We start from the raw sequence: 20,097 nt of genomic DNA on the forward strand, positions 1-20,097 counted from the left end.
TGGTTAGGCCAATGGTCATGATCCAGGGAAATCGGCTTTGCGCTTTTCCAAAAATGCAGAGGTACCTTCTCTAAAATCATCGGTTCCAAAGCAAGTGCCAAAAGCATCAATTTCCGCCGAATAGCCATCAGCGTCATACCTAAAACCAGCATTTACCGCTTTTATTGCATGTTTTATGGCAATGGAAGAATTATTCGATATTCTGCTCGCTATCTTGATGCAAAAAGGCAAAAGTTCCTCGCTGGCCACCACATGGTTTACCAATCCATATCCAAACGCCTTATCGGAATCTATCATCCCGGCCGTCATGATCATTTCCATGGCCCTGCCCTTACCTACCAACTGGGGTAAGCGCTGTGTGCCCCCATATCCGGGGATTAAACCCAAAGATACTTCGGGAAGTCCCATTCTGGCATTACTGCTGGCCACCCTAAAATGGCATGCCATGGCCAGTTCCAATCCCCCACCAAGTGCAAACCCATTGATTGCCGCAATAACAGGGGTAGACAGATTTTCAACAAAATCGAACAGAGTCCGTTGTCCTGTTGCGGCCAATTGCCGCCCCTCCTTTACAGAGAAATCTGCGAACTCTGAAATATCGGCACCTGCTACAAATGCCTTGTCGCCACTTCCGGTAATTATGATGACCTTGGTTTCCGGATCCTCATCCAATTCCTTGAACGCCACATGTAGCTCTTCTATAGTCCTTTTATTGAGTGCATTAAGCTTTTTGGGCCTGTTTATGGTAATGGTGGCCAAATTGTTCTCTTCTTCAATGTAAATGTTTTCGTAATCCATTTCGATTGCTATTTGGGGTGACAAGTATACTTCTTGCCGTTATTTCTTCTGTTCCTTTGGAAAATCTATCGTAAAAACGGTCCCTTTTCCAACCTTTGAAGTAAAGGTAATGGTTCCTCCATAGTTTTCCACAATGTTCTTTACCATGCCCAAACCTAGACCGGTTCCACTGGACTTGGTGGTAAATTTAGGCTCGAAAATACGATGTTTGTTCTCATCTGGAATGCCCAGTCCGTTATCGGCAACGGAAATTTTTACCCTATCGCCCACGGTTGCCACGGTTACCAAAATTCGTGGGCTTTCCACGTCCGGAATGGCCTGGATGGCATTCTTGACCAAATTGGTAATCACCCGTATCAATTGGGTGCGGTCCAATTTGGCCACCACCTCCTCTTCGTCCGTGATGAAGTGAATGTAATCCTCATTGAAAATTTCCAACGCCAACTTTACCACTTTTACCACATTCAAGGTCTCGTTCTGCTGGGCGGGCATATCCGCAAAGCTGGAAAAAGCCGTGGCAATGTTGCTCATGGTATCGATTTGTTGGATCAAGGTCTTGGAGAACTCCTTTACCTTTTTCTGAATTTCCGGGTCGGTGGGGTCGAACTTTCTCTCGAAACTCTGCACGGTAAGACGCAAAGGTGTTAGCGGGTTTTTAATTTCGTGTGCCACCTGCTTTGCCATCTCACGCCAAGCCTGCTCACGCTCGCTACGGGCCAGTTTTACCGCGCTCTCCTCGAGCTCATCTATCATTCGGTTATAGGAGTCCACCAGTTTACCAATCTCCTCCCCAGGGCTTTCCAAATATATTTTCTCGTTCTGACGGGTCAGGTTGGTACGATACATCTTGTCCGATATGGTCTGAAGTGAGCGGGTAATATATTTTGATATAAAATAAGCCAGTATAATGGCCACGAGCAGCATCAAAATATAGACCATGGCCAGCCTAAAAAGAAACTCCTTGAGTTCCATATTGTTGAAGGTATTATCCTCAAAATAAGGAAGGTTCAAGATGCCGATGGGTTTAAATTTAAGGTCGTAGATATACGTATAGATGGCCTGATAGTTGTCCCCCGCCGCTCTCTTTTCTTCAACGAACTTGGTTTCCCCACTTTCCCTTAAATAATTCAGCACTTCGGCATCCAGGCATGTAGCGATTGAATTGGATTCGAAAGTAGGTCTGGAGCTTTTAATCAAATTTCCTTCTAAATCATAAATGTTGAAGTTCACATTTTGAATGCTGGCAATCTTATATATATCCTCGCTAAAAATAAGATGGAGGTTTTCCGTTGAGATCGGGTAAGTTGTCTCTTTGAGTGTATAATTGATACTCTTGATGAGTTGCTCTTCCTTACGCTCCAGTCTTTCGTTATGGTAATCGTTGCCTTGCTCCTTATACTGATATACCGTTACCCCTGCAATCAATACAGAAGCGACCACCACCAAAGTGATCATGGCGACAAATATGCGGGAACGTAAGGAGAGTTTTCCTAACAAATTTGCTAGATTTTAGAGTTAAATTTAAGCAATTATCGAGCCAAAAAAGTTTAAGCATTGGGGTTTCTATCCCGTACCTTTTTGTACCACCTTATGCCCAGCATCAACAAAATCATAAGGGCAAACATGCCCACTATCCCATAAATCCAATTGAAAGCACTTTTTAGAATCACTAAAAAAACCACAGCAAAAAGGATTATAGTGGCCACCTCGTTCCATATCCGCATAAACTTGGAGGTGTATTTGACCTCATTGCGCTGCAATTGCTTAAAAATTTGATGGCATTTAAAGTGGTACACAAACAGCAAGAGCACAAACACCAGTTTGACATGCATCCATGGTTGCTGTAACCATCCTGGCATCAAAATCAACAACCAAATTGCGGTAATCGTACACAAAACGGCCGATGGCCATGTAATGATGTACCAAAGCCGCTTGGTCATCAACTTTAATTGTTCGGACAAAATCTCTTTATCGGGGGATGGCTTTTTCCAAGCTTCGATATGGTAGATGAACAGTCTGGGAATGTAGAACAGACCCGCGAACCAGGTCACCACAAATATGAGATGCAACGATTTTATATAGGGATACAACAATTGCTCGGTTTTTACAATTTACATCCGAATGGCACCTATGCCATTCTCCCAAAGTTTGGCGTTAAAATTAGGTATTTCTGTATTCATAAGGGACTCCGCTCTTCTTTTTAATACAATCCATTGTGCGTCCAGCTCTGCTTTTCTATCTTTTGATGGTTGATTAATCTGTGGCAAGGCGCTATTGCTATGGTTCATTACAAACAGGTATTCTGCCGTAAACTTGTTGGGGAAATTCTCTACATCGTCATAGGCTTGCGATTTTCGTTGCACCATTTCTCCGTCCCATTCCTTTAATTTATCGAGCAAAGCTTGGCCTTCTTCTTTCAATTCCTGATTATCCAAATCCTTCAAAAGTTTCTCCAGTTGACCCTGTGCTTCTTTTAATTTATTGACTTTGTTGTGCATATCGGTCAGGTTGGCTTCAAAATCTATCATGATATCATGGTGCTCTTCAAACCGCTTTTGGGGAACATCGGTGTTCGGCATAGGAACAACACTTCCTTGGGTAGTAACAACTTTATCACCTGCCTTAAGATGCATAGTGTAAATTCCTGGCGGAACTTTATGTCCAGAAAAATCTGCCTCAATATATACCCCGGGCACACCAGGGACAATAGGGGTTTTTAAATCCCAAACAAAACGATTAAGCCCTTTATCCGTTCCCAAAACCGGTTTTGGAGGCGCCCCTCCTCCATTGTGCGGGATATAATTTTCATCTTTCTTGGAGGTAAAGCTTCGGACCAATTTGCCCTGTGCATCGATTATTTCCATAGTTACCTCCGTGGAATCCATTTTTTGCGGAAGGTTATAATAAATCACCATGCCATTGGCCGGGTTGACACCTTCAAAAGAACTGGTTCCGGTCACACTTTTTGAAGAACTATTGAGTTGACTTCCCCAATTCCCGTGAATCGCTTCCTCTGGCTTATAAATTTTCAATTCATCAGTGATTCCCTTGTATTGAGAAAGCAGATTGATATTGTCCAAAATCCAAAAACTCCTTCCCGATGTTGCCACAATAAGGTCACCTTGATGCACTTTTAAGTCCGTAATGGATGTTTTGGGTAAATTTAATTGTAAGGGTTCCCATTTTTTGCCATCGTTCCATGACACGTAAAGTCCCTTCTCCGTACCCGCATACAATAACCCTCTTTGCTCCTTATCCTCACGAACGACTCGAGTAAAGGCCCCATAGGGGATTCCCTCGCTGATATTGGTCCAACTTTTCCCGTAATCGGTACTCTTGTACAGTCCGGGAGTATAATCGTTGAATTTGTATCGAGTAGTGGCAATGTAAATGGTTCCCGGGTTATGGGGAGAAACTTCAATGGCATTTACCAAGCACTCCTTTAATCCTTTGGGCGTGATGTTTTCCCATGATTCTCCACCATTCTTAGTAATGTGTACCAAGCCATCATCGCTTCCCGTAATAAGGACTCCAGCTTCATGTGGAGATTCAATAATATAGGCCAATGTCCCATAATTTTCAGCGCCTACCGCTTCGTTGGTGTAAGGGCCACCACCTTTTCCTTGTAATTCGTCCTGATCTCTGGTCAGATCTGGGGAGATTTCCTCCCAAGTAACCCCATTGTCCCTAGTTCTTAACACCAATTGCGCTCCATGATAAAACGTTCCCGGTTCGTGCTTGGACCAAATGATGGGCGCATTCCAATTGTACAGATATTTCATGTCGCGAGCGTCGCGTCCCAAATATTGAATGGGGGCCGCCATCACGTTGCTGGACATTTTGGATTCCATGTCCAACAGTTCAATGGTTCCCAAATAACTTCCGCCCATTACATACCGTGGATCATCTGGGTCAAAGGCCAAAAACGCACTCTCGCCCCCAGCAGAATAGTGCCAGTCCTCTTGGTTGATGCTCCATCGACCTACGGAAAGGCTTGCAATTTTTACGGAAGTGTTGTCCTGCTGTCCTCCGTAGATATTGTAAGGAAAAAGATTGTCCGTATTGATACGGTAAAACTGGGCCGTAGGCATATTGTCTTGAAGCGTCCAATTTTTTCCGTAATCAAAAGAAATGGTTGCTCCCCCATCATCTGCCAACAAAATGTTTTTGGAATTATCCGGATTGATCCATAGGTCATGAGTGTCTCCATGAGGAACGGAAATGGTCTCCCAAGTTTTGCCACCATCTTCGGAACGGAACATGGATGCACTCAAAACATACACCGTATCCTCATCATTGGGGTCTACAAAAACCTCAATATAATACCATGCGCGCTGCACCAAGCGGTTATCTCCGCTTACCATGTGCCAACTATCCCCTGCATCATTGGAGACGAATAGACCTCCCTTATCTTGATTGGAGTCGCTTTCAATCAGTGCATACACTTTATCTGAATTTGCTGGACTTACCGCTATGGCCATTTTACCTTTTTCTTCCGGAAGGCCATTGGTCATCTCTTTCCACGTGCTTCCGCCATCGGTGCTTTTATACAAACCACTTCCGGGTCCACCACTTATTACTTTGTTAGGTTTGCGTTGGTGTTCCCACATGGCAGCATATAGTACCAATGGGTTGTTAGCATCCATTGAGAGTTCTACGGCGCCCGTACCTTCATCCACATACAAAATCTTCTCCCACGTTTTTCCAGCATCCACGGAACGGTATACCCCTCGTTCTTCATTTGGCGCGTACAGTGCCCCTTGAGCAGCTACGTAAACAATATCAGGATTGTTCGGGTGGATTATGATCCGCGAAATATGCTGTGTCTTTTCAAGGCCCAACTTGATCCATGTTTTTCCTGCATCGTTGGATCTGTACATGCCATCTCCATAAGAGGTCATTACTCCCCTCGGGGCATGCTCGCCCATGCCACAGTACACAATGTTGGAACTGGACTGGGACACGGCGACCGCACCCACGGAACCCATTTCAAAAAATCCGTCCGAGATATTTTCCCATTGCCCACCCGCATTGGTGGTTTTCCAAAGACCGCCTCCCGTAGTGCCCATATAATAGGTCAAAGGGTCGCCCACTACACCACTTGCGGTTACGGAACGCCCACCTCGAAATGGGCCAATGTTCCTGAATTTCATGGGTTCAAAATAATCGTTGGCGGTCTGTGCAAAAGTGAGGGTTCCAAGAACCGCACTCAGCAAAAAAAGAAATCCTTTTTTCATGGTGATGGTTGGTTGTAAATAAATTGGTGCAATCGGTAAAAGTGAAAAAGCCCCTATGAAAACATAAGGGCTTTGTAAAATTATTCTTCGATGCTCAAATAATCCAATTTGAGTTGATTGAATTCGTTGTTGAACGCAGCTATCTCCTGATCAATCAAGGTATCAAAAGTACTTAACTGCTCATTGATCTTAGCTGTCATTTCATTTTTGACTGCAATGTCCTGCTCCGTTGGCGGGAAATCGTCTATGGAAACCAAACTGTTCAAGTGAGCCAACTTATTGGTCAATTTAATAGGGAAGTTCAATGGATCTTGGTTACTTCTGTTCTGTGTTTGATAGAGTTCCTTCTCTATCGACCCAAATTCTTCCTTCATTTTTTCGGCTTTCTCTACCAAAGCTTTGGTTGCCTCATCATCTTTGTACTTTTTGATGAACTCATCCAACTTACCATTGATGGCTCTTATTTTTTTGATGGATTGGTGAGCCCTGTCCACGGTCTCGTTCACTTCGGTGATGAAGTCGTACTGCTTTTGCATGTCGGCAGCGGTGACCTCCGCCCTTGGGTCGGGAAGAATGGTAAAGTTTTCCGTTTGGGTGTCACCATTGACATTCAAGGTAACTTTATATGTTCCAGGCACCGCTTTTGGTCCACTCAAATTGGCCCACCACAAAATCATACCGTCCAATCGTTCGGCACCCTTACCGCGCGTGTCCCAAACATAGGTATTACCTCCTTTTTTGGCTTCCAATTTTTTGCCCTTTTCTTTAGAATAGGTGCTATAGGTTTCCAAGGTGTCCCCGTTCATTTTTGTGTAGGTCAGAGCAATACTGTCCTTCTCGGAGAAGTCTTTCAAATAAAAATGGGTGATTACACCGTTTTCCAAATTCTCACCTTCTGTTTTTGACGGCCTTCTAGCTGCTCTTCCCTTAGTTCTGTAGCTATCCCTTGGTTTGTACAAAATGGCATTGGCAGATTTTTTTGCATCATCCAACTGATGAAGTACCGTAAGGTCATCGATAACCCAGATACTTCTACCTTGTGTAGCCACTATCAAATTATCATCCTTAATGGTCAAATCTGTAATTGGAACAATGGGCAAGTTCATTTGGAACTTTTCCCAATGGGCCCCATCGTTAAAAGAAATGTACATTCCCGTTTCGGTTCCAGCATACAACAACCCTTTTCTTTTAGGGTCCTCTCTTACCACACGGGTGAAGTGCTCATCTTCGATTCCATCGGTGATTTTGGTCCAAGTTTTACCATAATCGGTAGTTTTATAAAGATATGGTGTAAAGTCACCCAATTTATATCGGGTTGCGGCTACATAACAAGTTCCTTCATCGAAAGCGGAGGGCTCGATGCTGTTGATCATATTCCACTCCGGCATACTTGGCGGGGTTACATTTTCCCAGGTCTGTCCACCATCTTTGGTAACATGTATTAGACCATCATCGCTCCCTACCCAAAGCAGACCTTCTTTCAAAGGGCTTTCATTAGCTGCAAAAATGGTACAGTAATATTCTACACTTGTATTATCCTGTGTGATAGGTCCACCACTCGACACCAATTTTGTAGGGTCGTTACGAGTCAAGTCATCGCTCAACAATTCCCAGCTTTGTCCTTCGTTGGTCGTCATATGGACATGGTTGGAAAAGGTATAAAGCTTATTGGGATCATGCTTGCTGAACATAATAGGGAAGTTCCACTGAAAACGGTACTTCATCCCTTCGGCACCATGGCCCATAGGGTTGTCCGGCCACACGTTAATGGCCCGTGTTGTATTTTTGGCATGGTTGACCCTCGTCAACAATCCGCCGTAGCTACCACCATAAACAATATCGTCATTGGTCGGATCAACGGCAATGTGCGCCGATTCGCCTCCCGCTGTTTCCTCCCAATCATCCTCACCTATGGAACCATCGTCACTTCTGTAGTTGATCCTAAGGGTCGAGTTATCTTGCTGGGCTACGTAAATTCTATAAGGAAACGCATTATCAGTGGTAACCCTGTAAAATTGGGCCGTAGGCTGGTTGTTCATGGTACTCCATGTTTCACCTCCATCATAACTTACCTGTGCTCCACCATCATCGGCCATTACCATACGCTTAGAGTCTTCCGGCGCAATCCATAGATCATGATGGTCTCCATGCGGCGCATTGGATGATTCGAATGTTTTTCCACCATCGGTACTTTTGTGATAACTTACGTTCAATACATACACAACATCTTCGTTCTCGGTATCCGCATAAATTCTTGTGTAGTACCAAGCACGTTGCCTTAGGCTCCTATCACTATTGATTAGCGCCCAGGTCTTACCTCCATCCTCGGAACGATATAACCCTCCTTTTTCCTTGTTTTCCACCATGGCCCAAACTCTGCTGCTATTTTGAGGGGATACGGCTACACCTATTATTCCCAAAGTGTCGGTAGCAAAACCTTCATTCTTGGAAATTTCGGTCCAGGTTTCACCGCTATCGGTACTTTTCCAAAGAGCAGAGCCTTCGCCCCCACTGTTCAAGCTATAAGGTGTACGCTCTATTCTCCATGTGGAGGCGTACATGATTCTTGGGTTGTTTGGGTCAAACGTCAAGTCGACCGCTCCTGCCATATTGTTGGCAAAAAGCACTTTTTTCCATGACTCTCCGCCATCGGTACTTTTATATACACCTCTTTCGTCGGTAGGTTTATATAGATTGCCCATTACAGCAGCATACACAATATTATGATTCTTTGGATGGATTCTCATTCGGGAAATGTGACGGCTTTTGTCCAAGCCCAACGATTTCCATGTTTTTCCGGCATCCTCAGATTTCCATACACCATATCCGGATGATACGTTACCACGAACGGTCTGTTCCCCGCCACCTACATAGATTACGTTATGGTCACTTTGGGCCACCTCAACGGCACCGATACTTCCTCCAAAATAACCATCGGAGACATTGTCCCAAGTAAGTCCACCGTCCATGGTCTTCCAGACACCACCTCCTGTAGCTCCAAAATAATAAAGATCCGGTTCACCGGGCACACCGGCAACTGTTCCGGAACGTCCTCCTCGAAACGGTCCTATCAATCGATACTCTAAACTTGAATAAAGTTCTTCGGGGTATTCGGGCGAACTTTGTTTCTTGTTCCTGCGCTGAGAATGAGCAGGGGAAATAAATAATGTGGTGGCAAGCAAAAGCATACCAATTTTGAAAAAGCAAGTCTTCATTTTTAAAGTGTTGAGTTAGTCGGCTTTAAATGTAGTGAAAAAGACACAAAAAAAGTTCTTCAATATTTTGTACTTTAACCCAGCTTATTTAAACCTAAAACTAAACAATGCTTAAATTTTTAAAGGTCGCCATTTTGATTCTGGCGATAACCGCCTGCAAAAATCAAACAAACAAAAAAGAAGAAACAGCAATCCCAGAGCCCGAAAAGGAAGAATTAGAATGGACCTATCTTTTTGATGGCTCCAGTCTGGAAGGCTGGCGAGGGTACGGGATGGACTCCCTGCCCCCTGGATGGACCATACGGGACAGTATCCTCACTTTTGATACCGAACTTGGACTGGAACAGGACTATACCGGTGGAAAGGATATTATTTACGGAGCCGAAGAGTTCGATAACTTTGAACTATATCTGGAGTGGAAAATTCCCGAAGGGGCCAATAGCGGGATCTTTTATCATGTCAAAGAAGGGTATGATGGTCCTCCCGTGGTTGCACCGGAATATCAAATTATAGATGATGAAAACTATGCCAACATCCACGACTTGACCGGGTACAACTCTCAATTTGGTGCAGAGCACCCGGAACTGCTCCAAGATTGGCAAAAAACAGGGGCCGATTACGCCATGCACACGGCTGATGAATCCCAGAAAAACTTAAACCCCGTCGGTGAATGGAATTCTTCAAAAATCATATTTACTCCCGAAAAGGTGGAACATTGGCTCAATGGCAAAAAATTATTGGAGTTTGTCCCTTGGTCAGAAGAATGGAATACTAAAAAATCATCGGGCAAATGGGACAACGCCCCTGATTACGGAAAATTTAAAACAGGCTACATTGCACTTCAAGATCATTCGAGCCCCATTTGGTTCAGAAACATAAAAATTAAAAAACTATAACCTCCAAACGATGAACAAAAGAGAATTTTTAAAGAAAAGTAGTGTAGGTGCGCTTGGTATAATGCTGGCACCTTCCATTTTAAAGGCAGGATTCCCAAAAGATAAACTTAGAACCGCCCATATCGGGGTCGGTAACATGGGAATGGAGGATTTAAAGGCGGTTTCTTCCCACAGCGCCGTTGAGGTCATTGCGTTATGTGATGTGGATGCCATCAATTTATCCACGGCCCACAAAATGCATCCTGGCGCACGTATCTTTTTTGATTACCGTGCCATGTTGGAGGAAATGGGGGATGAAATCGATGCAGTAATCGTATCCACCCCTGACCATACACATGCGCCCGCTTCTTTGATGGCGATGAACATGAACAAGCCTGTGTATTGTCAAAAACCACTGACCCACTACGTTTCCGAATCCAGGGAAATGAAAAAAGTGGCCGCCGAAAAAGGTTTGATTACCCAAATGGGCATTCAGGTCCACTCTTTTTACGATTACAAATTGGCCACCCTTTTGATTCAATCCGGTATCATTGGAAAAGTACACACCGTACATGCTTGGTCCCCTAAAAACTGGGGGTACGATGGTCCATTGCCCGAAGGTGAAGACCCCGTACCAGACCAGTTGGATTGGAACCTATGGCTGGGAACATCAAAACAACGTCCCTATAAAGCTGATATGTACCATCCCGGAAATTGGAGAAAATTGATGGACTACGGCTGTGGCACTTTAGGCGATATGGGAGTTCATATTTTTGACACTCCTTACAATGCCCTTAATCTGGATGTGCCCAGAACCATTAAAACAGAGTGCAGACCGACCAACGGATTCGGTTTCCCTGAAAAAAATACCGTAACATACGAGTTTCCAGGAACCGAATACACCGGAAAATCCCTAAAATGGGTTTGGTATGATGGCCCCGGAGCACCAGAAATGCACGAAGACCTTTTGTTGCCGGGTATGGAAATGAAAAAAGATAAAGATACCTCCAAGAAAGGAAGCGAAACCAATATTTCCTTGGATGCAGGTGTAGCTGGCGAAAACGAATTGCCAGAACAAGGGGCTATGTTCGTAGGGACGAAAGGACGTTTGTTGTTGCCCCACTTTATGCAGTTGCCTAAAAAGATTGTTCGTGGCAAATATGTGGACATCTCCAAAGAAATTGCCAAGGTATCCGAAGAGCATAATTTGGGCGAGCCGATCAGAAACTATGGCACGGAAGGACCAAAGCACTACCACCAATTTGTAGATGCTTGTTTGGGCAAGGGGGAAACCACGGCACCATTTGATTATGCCGCCAGATTGACCGAAACCATTCTTTTAGGGACCATTGCAGGAAGATTCCCAGGGGAAACCTTGCATTGGAATGCAGAAACGGCTCAATTCCAAGAAGAAAAGGCAAACAAATATTTGTCCGGAGACTATCGAGATTTTTAAAAAGACAATGAACAGATAATGCCAACAAACCAAGAATATTGGTTAAGTGGCCCGGTGCCCCGTATACCTCCTCTTTTGCAACCTGCGGCGCACGCCCTGTTGCAATCGGTTCGTGAAATAAAGACCTATCTAACGGATTTTCCCGAAGACCATCTTTGGGAAAATCCATTTGGTAGCGCTTCGGTCGGATTTCATTTACGCCATATTACAGGTGTCCTGGACCGTATGCTCACCTATGCGGACAACAAAGGATTGACCGAGGAACAATTTCATTATCTCAAAAATGAGGGCAATGGAGAAGGAGCTCCATCTTCCCAACAATTAATAGCTGATTTTGAATCAAAAGTGAACGAAGCTCTGGACTATTTTAAAAATACACCAGAATCCATACTAACTGAAGAACGTTTTGTGGGGCGCAAAAAATTGCCCTCAACGGTAATCGGATTGTTGTTCCATGCCGCAGAGCATAGCCAGAGGCACGTTGGGCAATTATTGGTGACGGCGAGTGCCATAAAAGATCAATTGTTTCGTAATGAGTAAACCCAAATCCAGTCTTAGTTTTTTGTTCCTATTGATTCCATTACTGATGCTATCACAAAACCGACTTCGAGATTATGGGGTTGAAATTGGCGTGCTTCAACCCGGAACTTTAAATGCCATTACCGATGTACCCGGCGTTCAGGTCGGGCACACCACTCGTAATGAAGGAGAAAATATAAGAACTGGGGTAACGGCTATTCTACCCCATTCCGGAAATATTTTTCAAGAAAAGGTCCCTGCTGCCATCTACGTGGGCAATGGGTTTGGCAAGTTGGCAGGATATACTCAAGTAAAAGAGTTGGGCAACTTGGAAACACCCATCATTCTGACCAACACATTGAGTGTTTCCACAGCTGCAAATGCAGTTATTGGATATACGCTCAATCTACCCAAAAACGAAAATGTGCGTTCCGTAAATGCGGTAATCGGCGAAACCAATGACGGTTACCTCAACGATATTCGAGGACGACATGTAACCGAAGCCGATGTACTCCAAGCCATCAAAAATGCTAAGAACGGAGCCATGACCGAAGGTAGCGTCGGAGCCGGTACCGGAACCATTTGTTTTGGATTTAAAGGCGGAATTGGCACCTCATCCAGAATATTACCGAAAAAATCCGGAGGCTACACCGTTGGTGTTTTGGTACAATCCAATTTTGGCGGTGTATTGCAAGTGGCAGGAGTTGAGGTGGGAAAAAAACTGGAGCACTATTCCGATACTTTTAAATATTCCCCCGATGGATCTTGCATGATGGTAGTTCTCACCGATGCACCATTGGATTCCCGAAATTTGGAACGCTTGGCCAAGCGGGCCATGTTAGGGCTTTCGCGCACGGGCGGCATTGCAAGCAATGGCAGCGGAGATTATGTGATTGCCGTTTCTACGGCAGAGGCATGTCGAATTCCTTATGAGAGTGAAAATCCAATTCAAAATGTTCCGACCTTGAGAAATGAGGCCATGACCGCTCTATTTTTGGCTACCATCGAAGCGACCGAAGAAGCCATCCTCAATTCCCTTTTTGCAGGAGAAACCTTGATTGGCCGGGATGGACATAAAATTGAGGCGCTACCTAAGGAAAAAGTGTTGGAAATGTTGAAAGAGGCAGGTAAAATCGACTGATTATTTTTCCAACTGTAACAATATTGGTTCGTTTTTCTTCAATCAGAGAGCCAATATTTATGATTTTCCATTTTTTTTTACCCTCATCGTCTTGGGGCTTATCAATATAGAATTTATAGAAGAATTCTAAGGAAAATCAAGAGGTTTTTTAAATCAGTACAATTCCATGTAAGATATCGGTAGCCCGATTTTAAATTATATTCTCCTATGGCTCTTTAGGTTAAAGAAAAATTATATAGATTTGGATACGCTGCCCCAAAACTTAACACCTACTTATTATGGAAAACATTCAATGGAACAAAATTGGAAATGATGTATCTGATGAACAATGGTTTGATGAAATCAACAAGATACTTGAAAAAATTGATTTCGTAACACCAACTGATGAAGCAGTGCATAACAGCGACCACGAAAGAGGTTATTTTCACGACCATCTCGTAACGCTAAAAGAGCTTACTTCGAGAATACTCTCTTCTACTGAAGCAATAAACCGTCCACAATGGAGTCTAGCCATTAAAAAAATAATCGATTTAACCCCTTCAGGAAAAGAATTGTTGGTAAGTATTGGAGTTTCAGAAGCTGAAGTGGACTCCTTGGATGAGTTCGAGTTTGAAGAAGCACTCCATGAAAGTGGCATTATGGACGGAGTCTGTGATTTTCATGAGTACACAGCTGATTTCTGTTATCAATCCTTTATGAACCCGGAAGTATCAAAAAGAACTGACTTTACCGAAACGCTCCTTTATGTAATCAACCAAGATTCAGAAGGAATAGGTTCTGGTTTGTCAAACGATGATTTAATAAAGCTCTTAAAAATGGAACACGTGAAAAACCATAAGGACTTTGAGCTTATTAAAAAGCGTCTCGAATCATTTAGTTATTTGATATTTCTGGAAATGTAATGATTCCTACTTGAAGAAAGTGGCAGATAGTTTGCAAGCCCAAAGAAAACATTGGCACTAAACTATCTGCCACCTTCTTTTCTGTCCTTTAAAATTTTCCAACTGTAACAAACCCGATGCATTTCACACTAATCTAACGGAAGTAATTTTCTTTTTTTTATAAATTAAGCATCAAATAAACTAAAAACGCTACCATGGATATTTTTGGAAAAATCAAGGAAAAACTCAGTAACGAGTTCATTGACATTGTTGAATGGCTCGACTATACGGACGATACCATTGCACACCGGTTCGAGCGCTATCAAAACGAAATAAAGAACGGAGCAAAACTGATTGTCCGCGAAGGACAGACCGCAGTTTTTATCAATGAAGGTCAGTTGGCCGATGTATTCAGTCCGGGCACCTACGACCTTACCACACAAAACCTGCCCATTTTGGCCACGTTGAAGGGATGGAAATATGGTTTCAATTCGCCGTTTAAAGCCGAGGTCTATTTTGTGAACACCCATCTTTTCACAGATGAGAAATGGGGCACAAAAAGTCCGATCACCCTTAGTGATGACCGTTTTGGTCTGGTAGAGATACGAGCGTTTGGAACGTATGCCTTCAAAATTTCCGATGCTGGAAAATTTATCAAGGATATTGTTGGTACCGATAGCAACTTCACCAATTTTGAAATCAACGAGCACTTGAAAAGTTTGATTGCTACGCGGTTTACTAATACCGTTGGTCAGGCAAATTTACCGATTGAATTGTATGCCGCTAACACCACCGAACTTTCGGATACATGCCGCGAAGTTATGTCACCCGAGTTTGAAAGCGTAGGGATTTCCTTGGAAAAATTCTATATCGAAAACGTCTCCATGCCGGAAGACCTTAAAAAGGAAATCTTCGAATACAGCCGTATCGATAAACTGGACTTGGATAAATTGACCAAATTCAAAACTGCCAAAGCTATTGAGGCCGCTGCCCAGAACGAAGGCGGAACAGCTGGTGCCGGAATGGGCATGGGCATGGGCTTTGTGCTGGCCCAACAAATGGGTGGCATGATGGGCGGAAACACCCAAGCAGCCCCACAACAAGCGGCACAACCCACCGGAGGAGCCGTACCGCCTCCAATGCCGGCCCAGACCATGTATTATTACGCTTCCAATGGGGTGCAACATGGCCCAGTGAACTTTGAGCAGATGCAAGCCTTATTTGCTTCCCGAGCCATTAACCGTGATAGCTTGGTCTGGAAACAAGGCATGTCGGCTTGGACAGCCTTGAAAGAAGTGGAAGAATTGAAATCGTTCTTGGGGGGCAATACGCCACCACCGTTACCAACGGAGTAATCTTATTAATGTCATTTCGAAGGAGCTTGCGACTGAGAAATCTAACTTTAAAATGAGATTTCTCAATAGTTGTATTGCAACTCATTTCGAAATGACAGTCCTTCAATTTTGACATCAATTTCCGCTCATATGGAAATGAACCTATGGAAGAACAAAAAATCCAAAAATCCGAACTTAAAAAAGCTTGTGCCAATTGCGGTGCCGAACTTAAATACAAACCCGGTACCACAAGCATCACTTGCGAGTATTGTGGACATGAGGAAGCCATCTCAATAAATGAAAGTGGATTCCAAGAACTTGAGCTTTATCCCTATCTGCAAGAAATGGGAGGGCAAAAGCACAGTGAGGAAATCTCCATGCTACATTGTAAAAATTGTGGTGCCGACCAACATGTGGAGGAAAACTATAAATCGCTGCACTGTGTGTATTGTGGACAACCCTTGGTTCTTGAGGATGCCTACAAGGAAAAGTGGATTCTTCCAGGAGCGGTCTTACCGTTCCAGATTGATAAAAATAAATCCTTTCTCATCTTTAAAAATTGGGTGAAAGGATTATGGTTTGCCCCCAACAACCTAAAAAAAGCGGCTCTTGACCCTCAATTTACAAAGGGCCTTTATCTTCCCTATTGGACTTTTGATGCACAATTGTACGCATCCTACATAGGTCAGCGGGGCGAATATTATTATGAAACAAAACGAGTTCGTGATTCCAATGGTAAAATGGTAACACAAAGGGTGCGCAAAACAAGATGGTACCCTGCCGCTGGAGAAGTTTCGGGTTTTGTGGACGATACGTTGATCAAGGCATCACACCAAAAGGCCGGAAGAATCCCCAGTAAAATTGCCTATTGGGATTTAAAAAAGCTTCAACCTTTTGATAGCGGATTTCTATCTGGGTTTGTTACCGAAAAATATACCATCACCCTTAACGAAGGGCATTTGCATTCCAAAGAAGTGGCACAAGGTATAGCTGATACCTGGTGCCGACGCGATATAGGCGGCGACACACAACGTGTAACCTCCATGAACATGAAGCTTTCCGAAGAAACTTTTAAGCACATATTATTGCCCGTTTATGTAAGTGCCTACCGATACAATGGAAAGGAATACAACTTCTTTATCAATGGAGAAAACGGAAGCATTTCCGGTAACAGGCCTTACAGTTTCTGGAAAATATTCTTTGCCGTGCTGGCTGTCCTTGCGGTAATAGGAGTAATTGTAGTTCTGTCCAAGAAATAATCAATCCAAAAACACCAAACAAACAGGGTTTGGATGTTCAACCTCATTCAAAAAAGTTAAGGTCCCCTTTGCTTCATCTCTTTTGAAAACCACAATATTGCTGGTCTTTTTGTTGGCCACCAACAAGAACTCGCCAGCAGGGTCCATGGAGAAATTTCTGGGCCAATCCCCGTGTACCGATTCCCTTCCTACCAACTCCAATTGACCTGAATCTCCATCCACAGCAAAAATTACGATGGTGTTTTCTCCACGATTGGAACCATACAAAAATTTGCCGTCTGGCGACAAATGAAGGTCGGCACAAAAGCTTTCCCCATCAAAATTGGCGTCCAAGGTGGGAACTACTTGAATTTCTACATAATTTCCATTCTCAACATTTTCAAAAACGGAAATGGTACTGTTCAATTCATTGATTACGTACAGCATTTTTCCATTCTTTCCAAAGGTAAAATGCCTTGGTCCAGCACCATCAACGAATGGTAAGGAAGGTTGTTCTGCAGGTACAAAAGTCCCCTCCTTTTTTACATATCTTTTTATGGCATCCAGCCCTAAATCCGTGACCATAAGTCCATAAGCATCGAATTGGGCCATGTGCGCGTGCGATGTTTTCACGGTATCGAGTGGCTTATGATCTATTACTTGAGGATTATCCGCCAAGGAACCATCTTCATTCAAGGCGAAAACAGAAAGATTTCCCCCAGTGTAATTGGCAACGGCCAGATGCCCATCCCCGGAAACTGAAACGTGGCAGGGGTGCGCTCCTTGTGTCCCCATGCTATTTTGAAGTTCCAATACATCCTTGTTCAAACTAAAGGCTGTAACCCCTCCTCCCAAACTATCAAAATTTGCGGTTTCCTGAACGGCATAAAGGTTCTTTTTGTCTTCCGAAAGTGCCAAATAGGATGGGTTGGTCAATTTGGCGGCTAGTTTTTGATTGGAAAGTTCTCCCGTATTTGCATCAAAGGTGTAGGTGTAGATGCCCTCGCTATCGCCATCGGTGTAGGTTCCAACAAATAGGGTGTACATGGGTTTTTCTTGAGGTTTTTCAGCGCAAGCGATTGCTAAAACAGCAACCATACCCGCTAGAATAATTTTTTTCATGAATGTTTAGTTAGGCCACACAAATTAAACATTCTAAATCAAACTGGAAGCATTTAAGAAAGTTCGGTCCTAATTTCCTTCTGAAGAAAAAATCCTGTTACAATAGTTGATAGCACATCCGCGATACAAAACGAAAGCCAAACACCTATCTCGCCCATAAAACTGGGAAGAATCAAAATCAAAGGAATAAAAAAGAAGCCCTGTCGGGTCAATGTGAGCAGCAAAGCAGGTACAGCCTTACCAATGGCCTGAAAATATGCGGCACCTATCAACTGAATGGCGATAATCGGGGTAGCAGCGAATACCAATCGCATTGCTAAAGGAGTGTGTTCCAAAACAAAGTTATTAGTTGCTATCTCTTCGGGTGATAACTCCGGTCGGTTGCTTAAAAACAGAGAAGCTATTTCCGAAGGAAACACCATCAAAACCACAAAAACAAGGGTTGCGACCAAAGCCGCATATTTAATCGCAGTGTAGATAGATTCCTTTACCCGGTCATATTTCAGTGCTCCATAATTGTACCCGGCGATGGGCAAAAATCCCTGCGTGACCCCAAAAACGGGAAAAAGGGCAAACATCAACATTCTGCCTATTATGGCATAAACCGCTACCATGGCCTCTCCTCCCAAATTGAACAATATATTGTTCATCAGCAAATACGTAATGCTGGTCACGGCCTGTCGGGCCAAAGTAACAAACCCCAATGAACCGATTTCACGAAGAATGGGCCTGTCCAATCCAAAATGGGAGACATCGATCTTTAATTCTGAATTTTTAGAAAGGAAAAAGTAAAGGACATAAAGAAAGCAAAGTAAATATCCTACTGTGGTGGCCCAAGCTGCTCCGTGCATGCCCCAATCAAACACATAAATAAATACATAATCCATAAGCAGGTTGCCTATGGAGGGAATAATCATGGCAATCATGGCAAAACGAGGCTTGCCTTCGGCACGGATTACGGAATTTCCCATCATACAGAGGGCCAAAAAGGGAACTCCGTACAAAATGATGGTGTAATAGATTTTTGCCGGATCAAAAATGGAACCTTTACCTCCAAAGGCCGGAATCAAGGCATCTACATAATAGAGTCCCAATGCCACCATGGTAACGGTGACCAAAAGTGTCAATGTAATCTGATTGCCGAAAGTTTTTAGAGCCTTTTCTCGGTTTCCCGCTCCGAGGGCACGTGAAATAATACTGGACCCTCCAATCCCTATGGCCATTCCCAATGCGGCAATAAAAAAGGATACGGGAAGCACTACGTTAATAGCGGCTATGGCGATGGACCCTATCCAGTTGCCCACAAAAATAGAATCCACCAGTACGTTTAAGGACATTACCAAAATACCGATAGAGGCTGGCACGGCCTGTTTGATCAGTAATTTGCCAATGGGTTCCTGCCCAAGTTCATCAGAAGTGATTTTGGCCATGCAAGCGGGTATTCTAGAGTTTTATGGTAATCTTGAAATGTTGTAACCCAAAGCTACAACGCATTCACCAAATTCCCTTTGTTCTCCTCCAATTTTTCTGCGATACTGTCCCAAAGTGCTATTCTGTATTGGAGTGCTTGTTTGCTGTACCCCAAAACATCGTTCCATTTTTGATCATTGGAACCACATAGGGCCTTGATCATTCGTAAGGCAAGCGGACCGTGTTCATCACCGTCCAATTCAATGTGTCTTTTTAGGTAATATTCCAGCTTTTTATACTTGCTTGGGCCATTTTCGCCAGATTGTTCAATAATACTTAGGAACATATCGGGAATGAGGTCTTCGCGACCAAAAGTAAATGCCGCCGCAATTATATGGGGCTGTTGGGTATTGATGACATCAAAGGTGAATTGAAGAAAATTCTTTTCGGCTTTGTTGAGTTCTGCCGCCTCAATTTGGTTGCAAATATTATCCAAACTAGTAAAGGAGGCTATGATCGCTTGTGCTTTAAGCCTATCTGCCTTAACCTCCTGCATGGCATCCAAGTACATTTCAAAATGACTTTTGGCCTCTCCTTTTTCGTTGAAATCGCTCTCTTCCTCCAAAACAATCTCATTTATAAAACGCGACACGGACGTATCTTGGGCCGAATGCCAAGGCAGGTCCACGCAGGTAAGGTGACGCTGCAACGCTTTTAAAAGAGACATAAAGTCCCAAACGGCGTATACATGGCTTTCCATAAAAGTTTTAATATCATCGACCGACTCCAACTGAGCGTAAAGCGGATGGTTTTTTAGTTGTTCACGAAGGAGTTGAAGCTCTTGCTCCAAATTTTCAATTTTCATAGCAGT

At 43.6% G+C, this 20,097-nt stretch carries 15 protein-coding genes; 7 read left to right on the forward strand and 8 right to left on the reverse strand.

Annotated elements, in window-relative coordinates:
- Positions 1–15: 15 nt before the first annotated feature.
- The 5 genes from DCK90_RS07075 to DCK90_RS07095 form a co-directional block, all read right to left on the reverse strand.
- A complete protein-coding gene (locus DCK90_RS07075) occupies positions 16–798 on the reverse strand; it encodes an enoyl-CoA hydratase/isomerase family protein (RefSeq protein ID WP_108245483.1) in 783 nt (260 codons plus the stop codon).
- A gap of 39 nt (positions 799–837) precedes the next feature.
- The gene (locus tag DCK90_RS07080) at positions 838–2,253 is read right to left on the reverse strand and encodes a sensor histidine kinase (protein WP_108245484.1); all 1,416 of its coding nucleotides are present in this window, start codon (positions 2,251–2,253) and stop codon (positions 838–840) included.
- A 92-nt stretch (positions 2,254–2,345) separates the two neighbouring features.
- Complete coding sequence (locus DCK90_RS07085) at positions 2,346–2,891, reverse strand: CopD family protein (RefSeq protein WP_108245485.1); 546 nt, start codon at positions 2,889–2,891, stop codon at positions 2,346–2,348.
- Between the two features lie 18 nt (positions 2,892–2,909).
- A complete protein-coding gene (locus DCK90_RS07090; protein WP_108245486.1) occupies positions 2,910–6,035 on the reverse strand; it encodes a VPS10 domain-containing protein in 3,126 nt (1,041 codons plus the stop codon).
- A gap of 80 nt (positions 6,036–6,115) precedes the next feature.
- Positions 6,116–9,250, reverse strand: coding sequence for a VPS10 domain-containing protein (locus DCK90_RS07095; protein WP_108245487.1), 3,135 nt, complete (start codon positions 9,248–9,250; stop codon positions 6,116–6,118).
- A gap of 107 nt (positions 9,251–9,357) precedes the next feature.
- Between DCK90_RS07095 and DCK90_RS07100 the strand changes: the two genes are divergently transcribed.
- From DCK90_RS07100 to DCK90_RS07130, 7 genes are all read left to right on the forward strand, one after another.
- Complete coding sequence (locus tag DCK90_RS07100; RefSeq protein WP_108245488.1) at positions 9,358–10,146, forward strand: 3-keto-disaccharide hydrolase; 789 nt, start codon at positions 9,358–9,360, stop codon at positions 10,144–10,146.
- A gap of 10 nt (positions 10,147–10,156) precedes the next feature.
- Positions 10,157–11,581 (forward strand): Gfo/Idh/MocA family protein, encoded by a 1,425-nt coding sequence (locus DCK90_RS07105; protein WP_108245489.1) that lies wholly within the window; start codon positions 10,157–10,159, stop codon positions 11,579–11,581.
- A gap of 18 nt (positions 11,582–11,599) precedes the next feature.
- Positions 11,600–12,121: a DinB family protein gene (locus DCK90_RS07110; RefSeq protein WP_108245490.1), complete on the forward strand. Its 522-nt coding sequence runs from the start codon at positions 11,600–11,602 to the stop codon at positions 12,119–12,121.
- Positions 12,114–13,241 carry a DmpA family aminopeptidase gene (locus DCK90_RS07115; RefSeq protein WP_108245491.1) on the forward strand — a complete coding sequence of 376 codons (1,128 nt, stop codon included), beginning with the start codon at positions 12,114–12,116 and terminating at the stop codon, positions 13,239–13,241. The genes DCK90_RS07110 and DCK90_RS07115 overlap by 8 nt, the downstream gene beginning before the upstream one ends.
- 278 nt (positions 13,242–13,519) lie before the next feature.
- Positions 13,520–14,143, forward strand: coding sequence for a hypothetical protein (locus DCK90_RS07120; RefSeq protein ID WP_108245492.1), 624 nt, complete (start codon positions 13,520–13,522; stop codon positions 14,141–14,143).
- A gap of 194 nt (positions 14,144–14,337) precedes the next feature.
- Positions 14,338–15,477: an SPFH domain-containing protein gene (locus DCK90_RS07125; protein ID WP_108245493.1), complete on the forward strand. Its 1,140-nt coding sequence runs from the start codon at positions 14,338–14,340 to the stop codon at positions 15,475–15,477.
- Between the two features lie 143 nt (positions 15,478–15,620).
- On the forward strand, positions 15,621–16,715 hold the full coding sequence (locus DCK90_RS07130) for a DNA helicase PriA (protein ID WP_108245494.1): 1,095 nt from the start codon (positions 15,621–15,623) through the stop codon (positions 16,713–16,715).
- Here the strand turns inward: DCK90_RS07130 and DCK90_RS07135 are convergent, their stop codons facing one another.
- Genes DCK90_RS07135 through DCK90_RS07145 form a run of 3 tightly spaced genes read right to left on the reverse strand, consistent with a single transcriptional unit; the run spans position 16,716 to position 20,091 of the window.
- Positions 16,716–17,816: a lactonase family protein gene (locus DCK90_RS07135; RefSeq protein WP_108245495.1), complete on the reverse strand. Its 1,101-nt coding sequence runs from the start codon at positions 17,814–17,816 to the stop codon at positions 16,716–16,718.
- A 53-nt stretch (positions 17,817–17,869) separates the two neighbouring features.
- Positions 17,870–19,246, reverse strand: a complete 1,377-nt coding sequence (locus tag DCK90_RS07140; protein WP_108245496.1) for an MATE family efflux transporter — start codon at positions 19,244–19,246, stop codon at positions 17,870–17,872.
- Between the two features lie 53 nt (positions 19,247–19,299).
- Positions 19,300–20,091 carry a DUF3050 domain-containing protein gene (locus tag DCK90_RS07145; protein WP_108245497.1) on the reverse strand — a complete coding sequence of 264 codons (792 nt, stop codon included), beginning with the start codon at positions 20,089–20,091 and terminating at the stop codon, positions 19,300–19,302.
- Between the last annotated feature and the right edge of the window lie 6 nt (positions 20,092–20,097).

It is taken from the genome of Muricauda brasiliensis (assembly GCF_003057865.1).
GTDB lineage: Bacteria > Bacteroidota > Bacteroidia > Flavobacteriales > Flavobacteriaceae > Flagellimonas > Flagellimonas chongwuensis.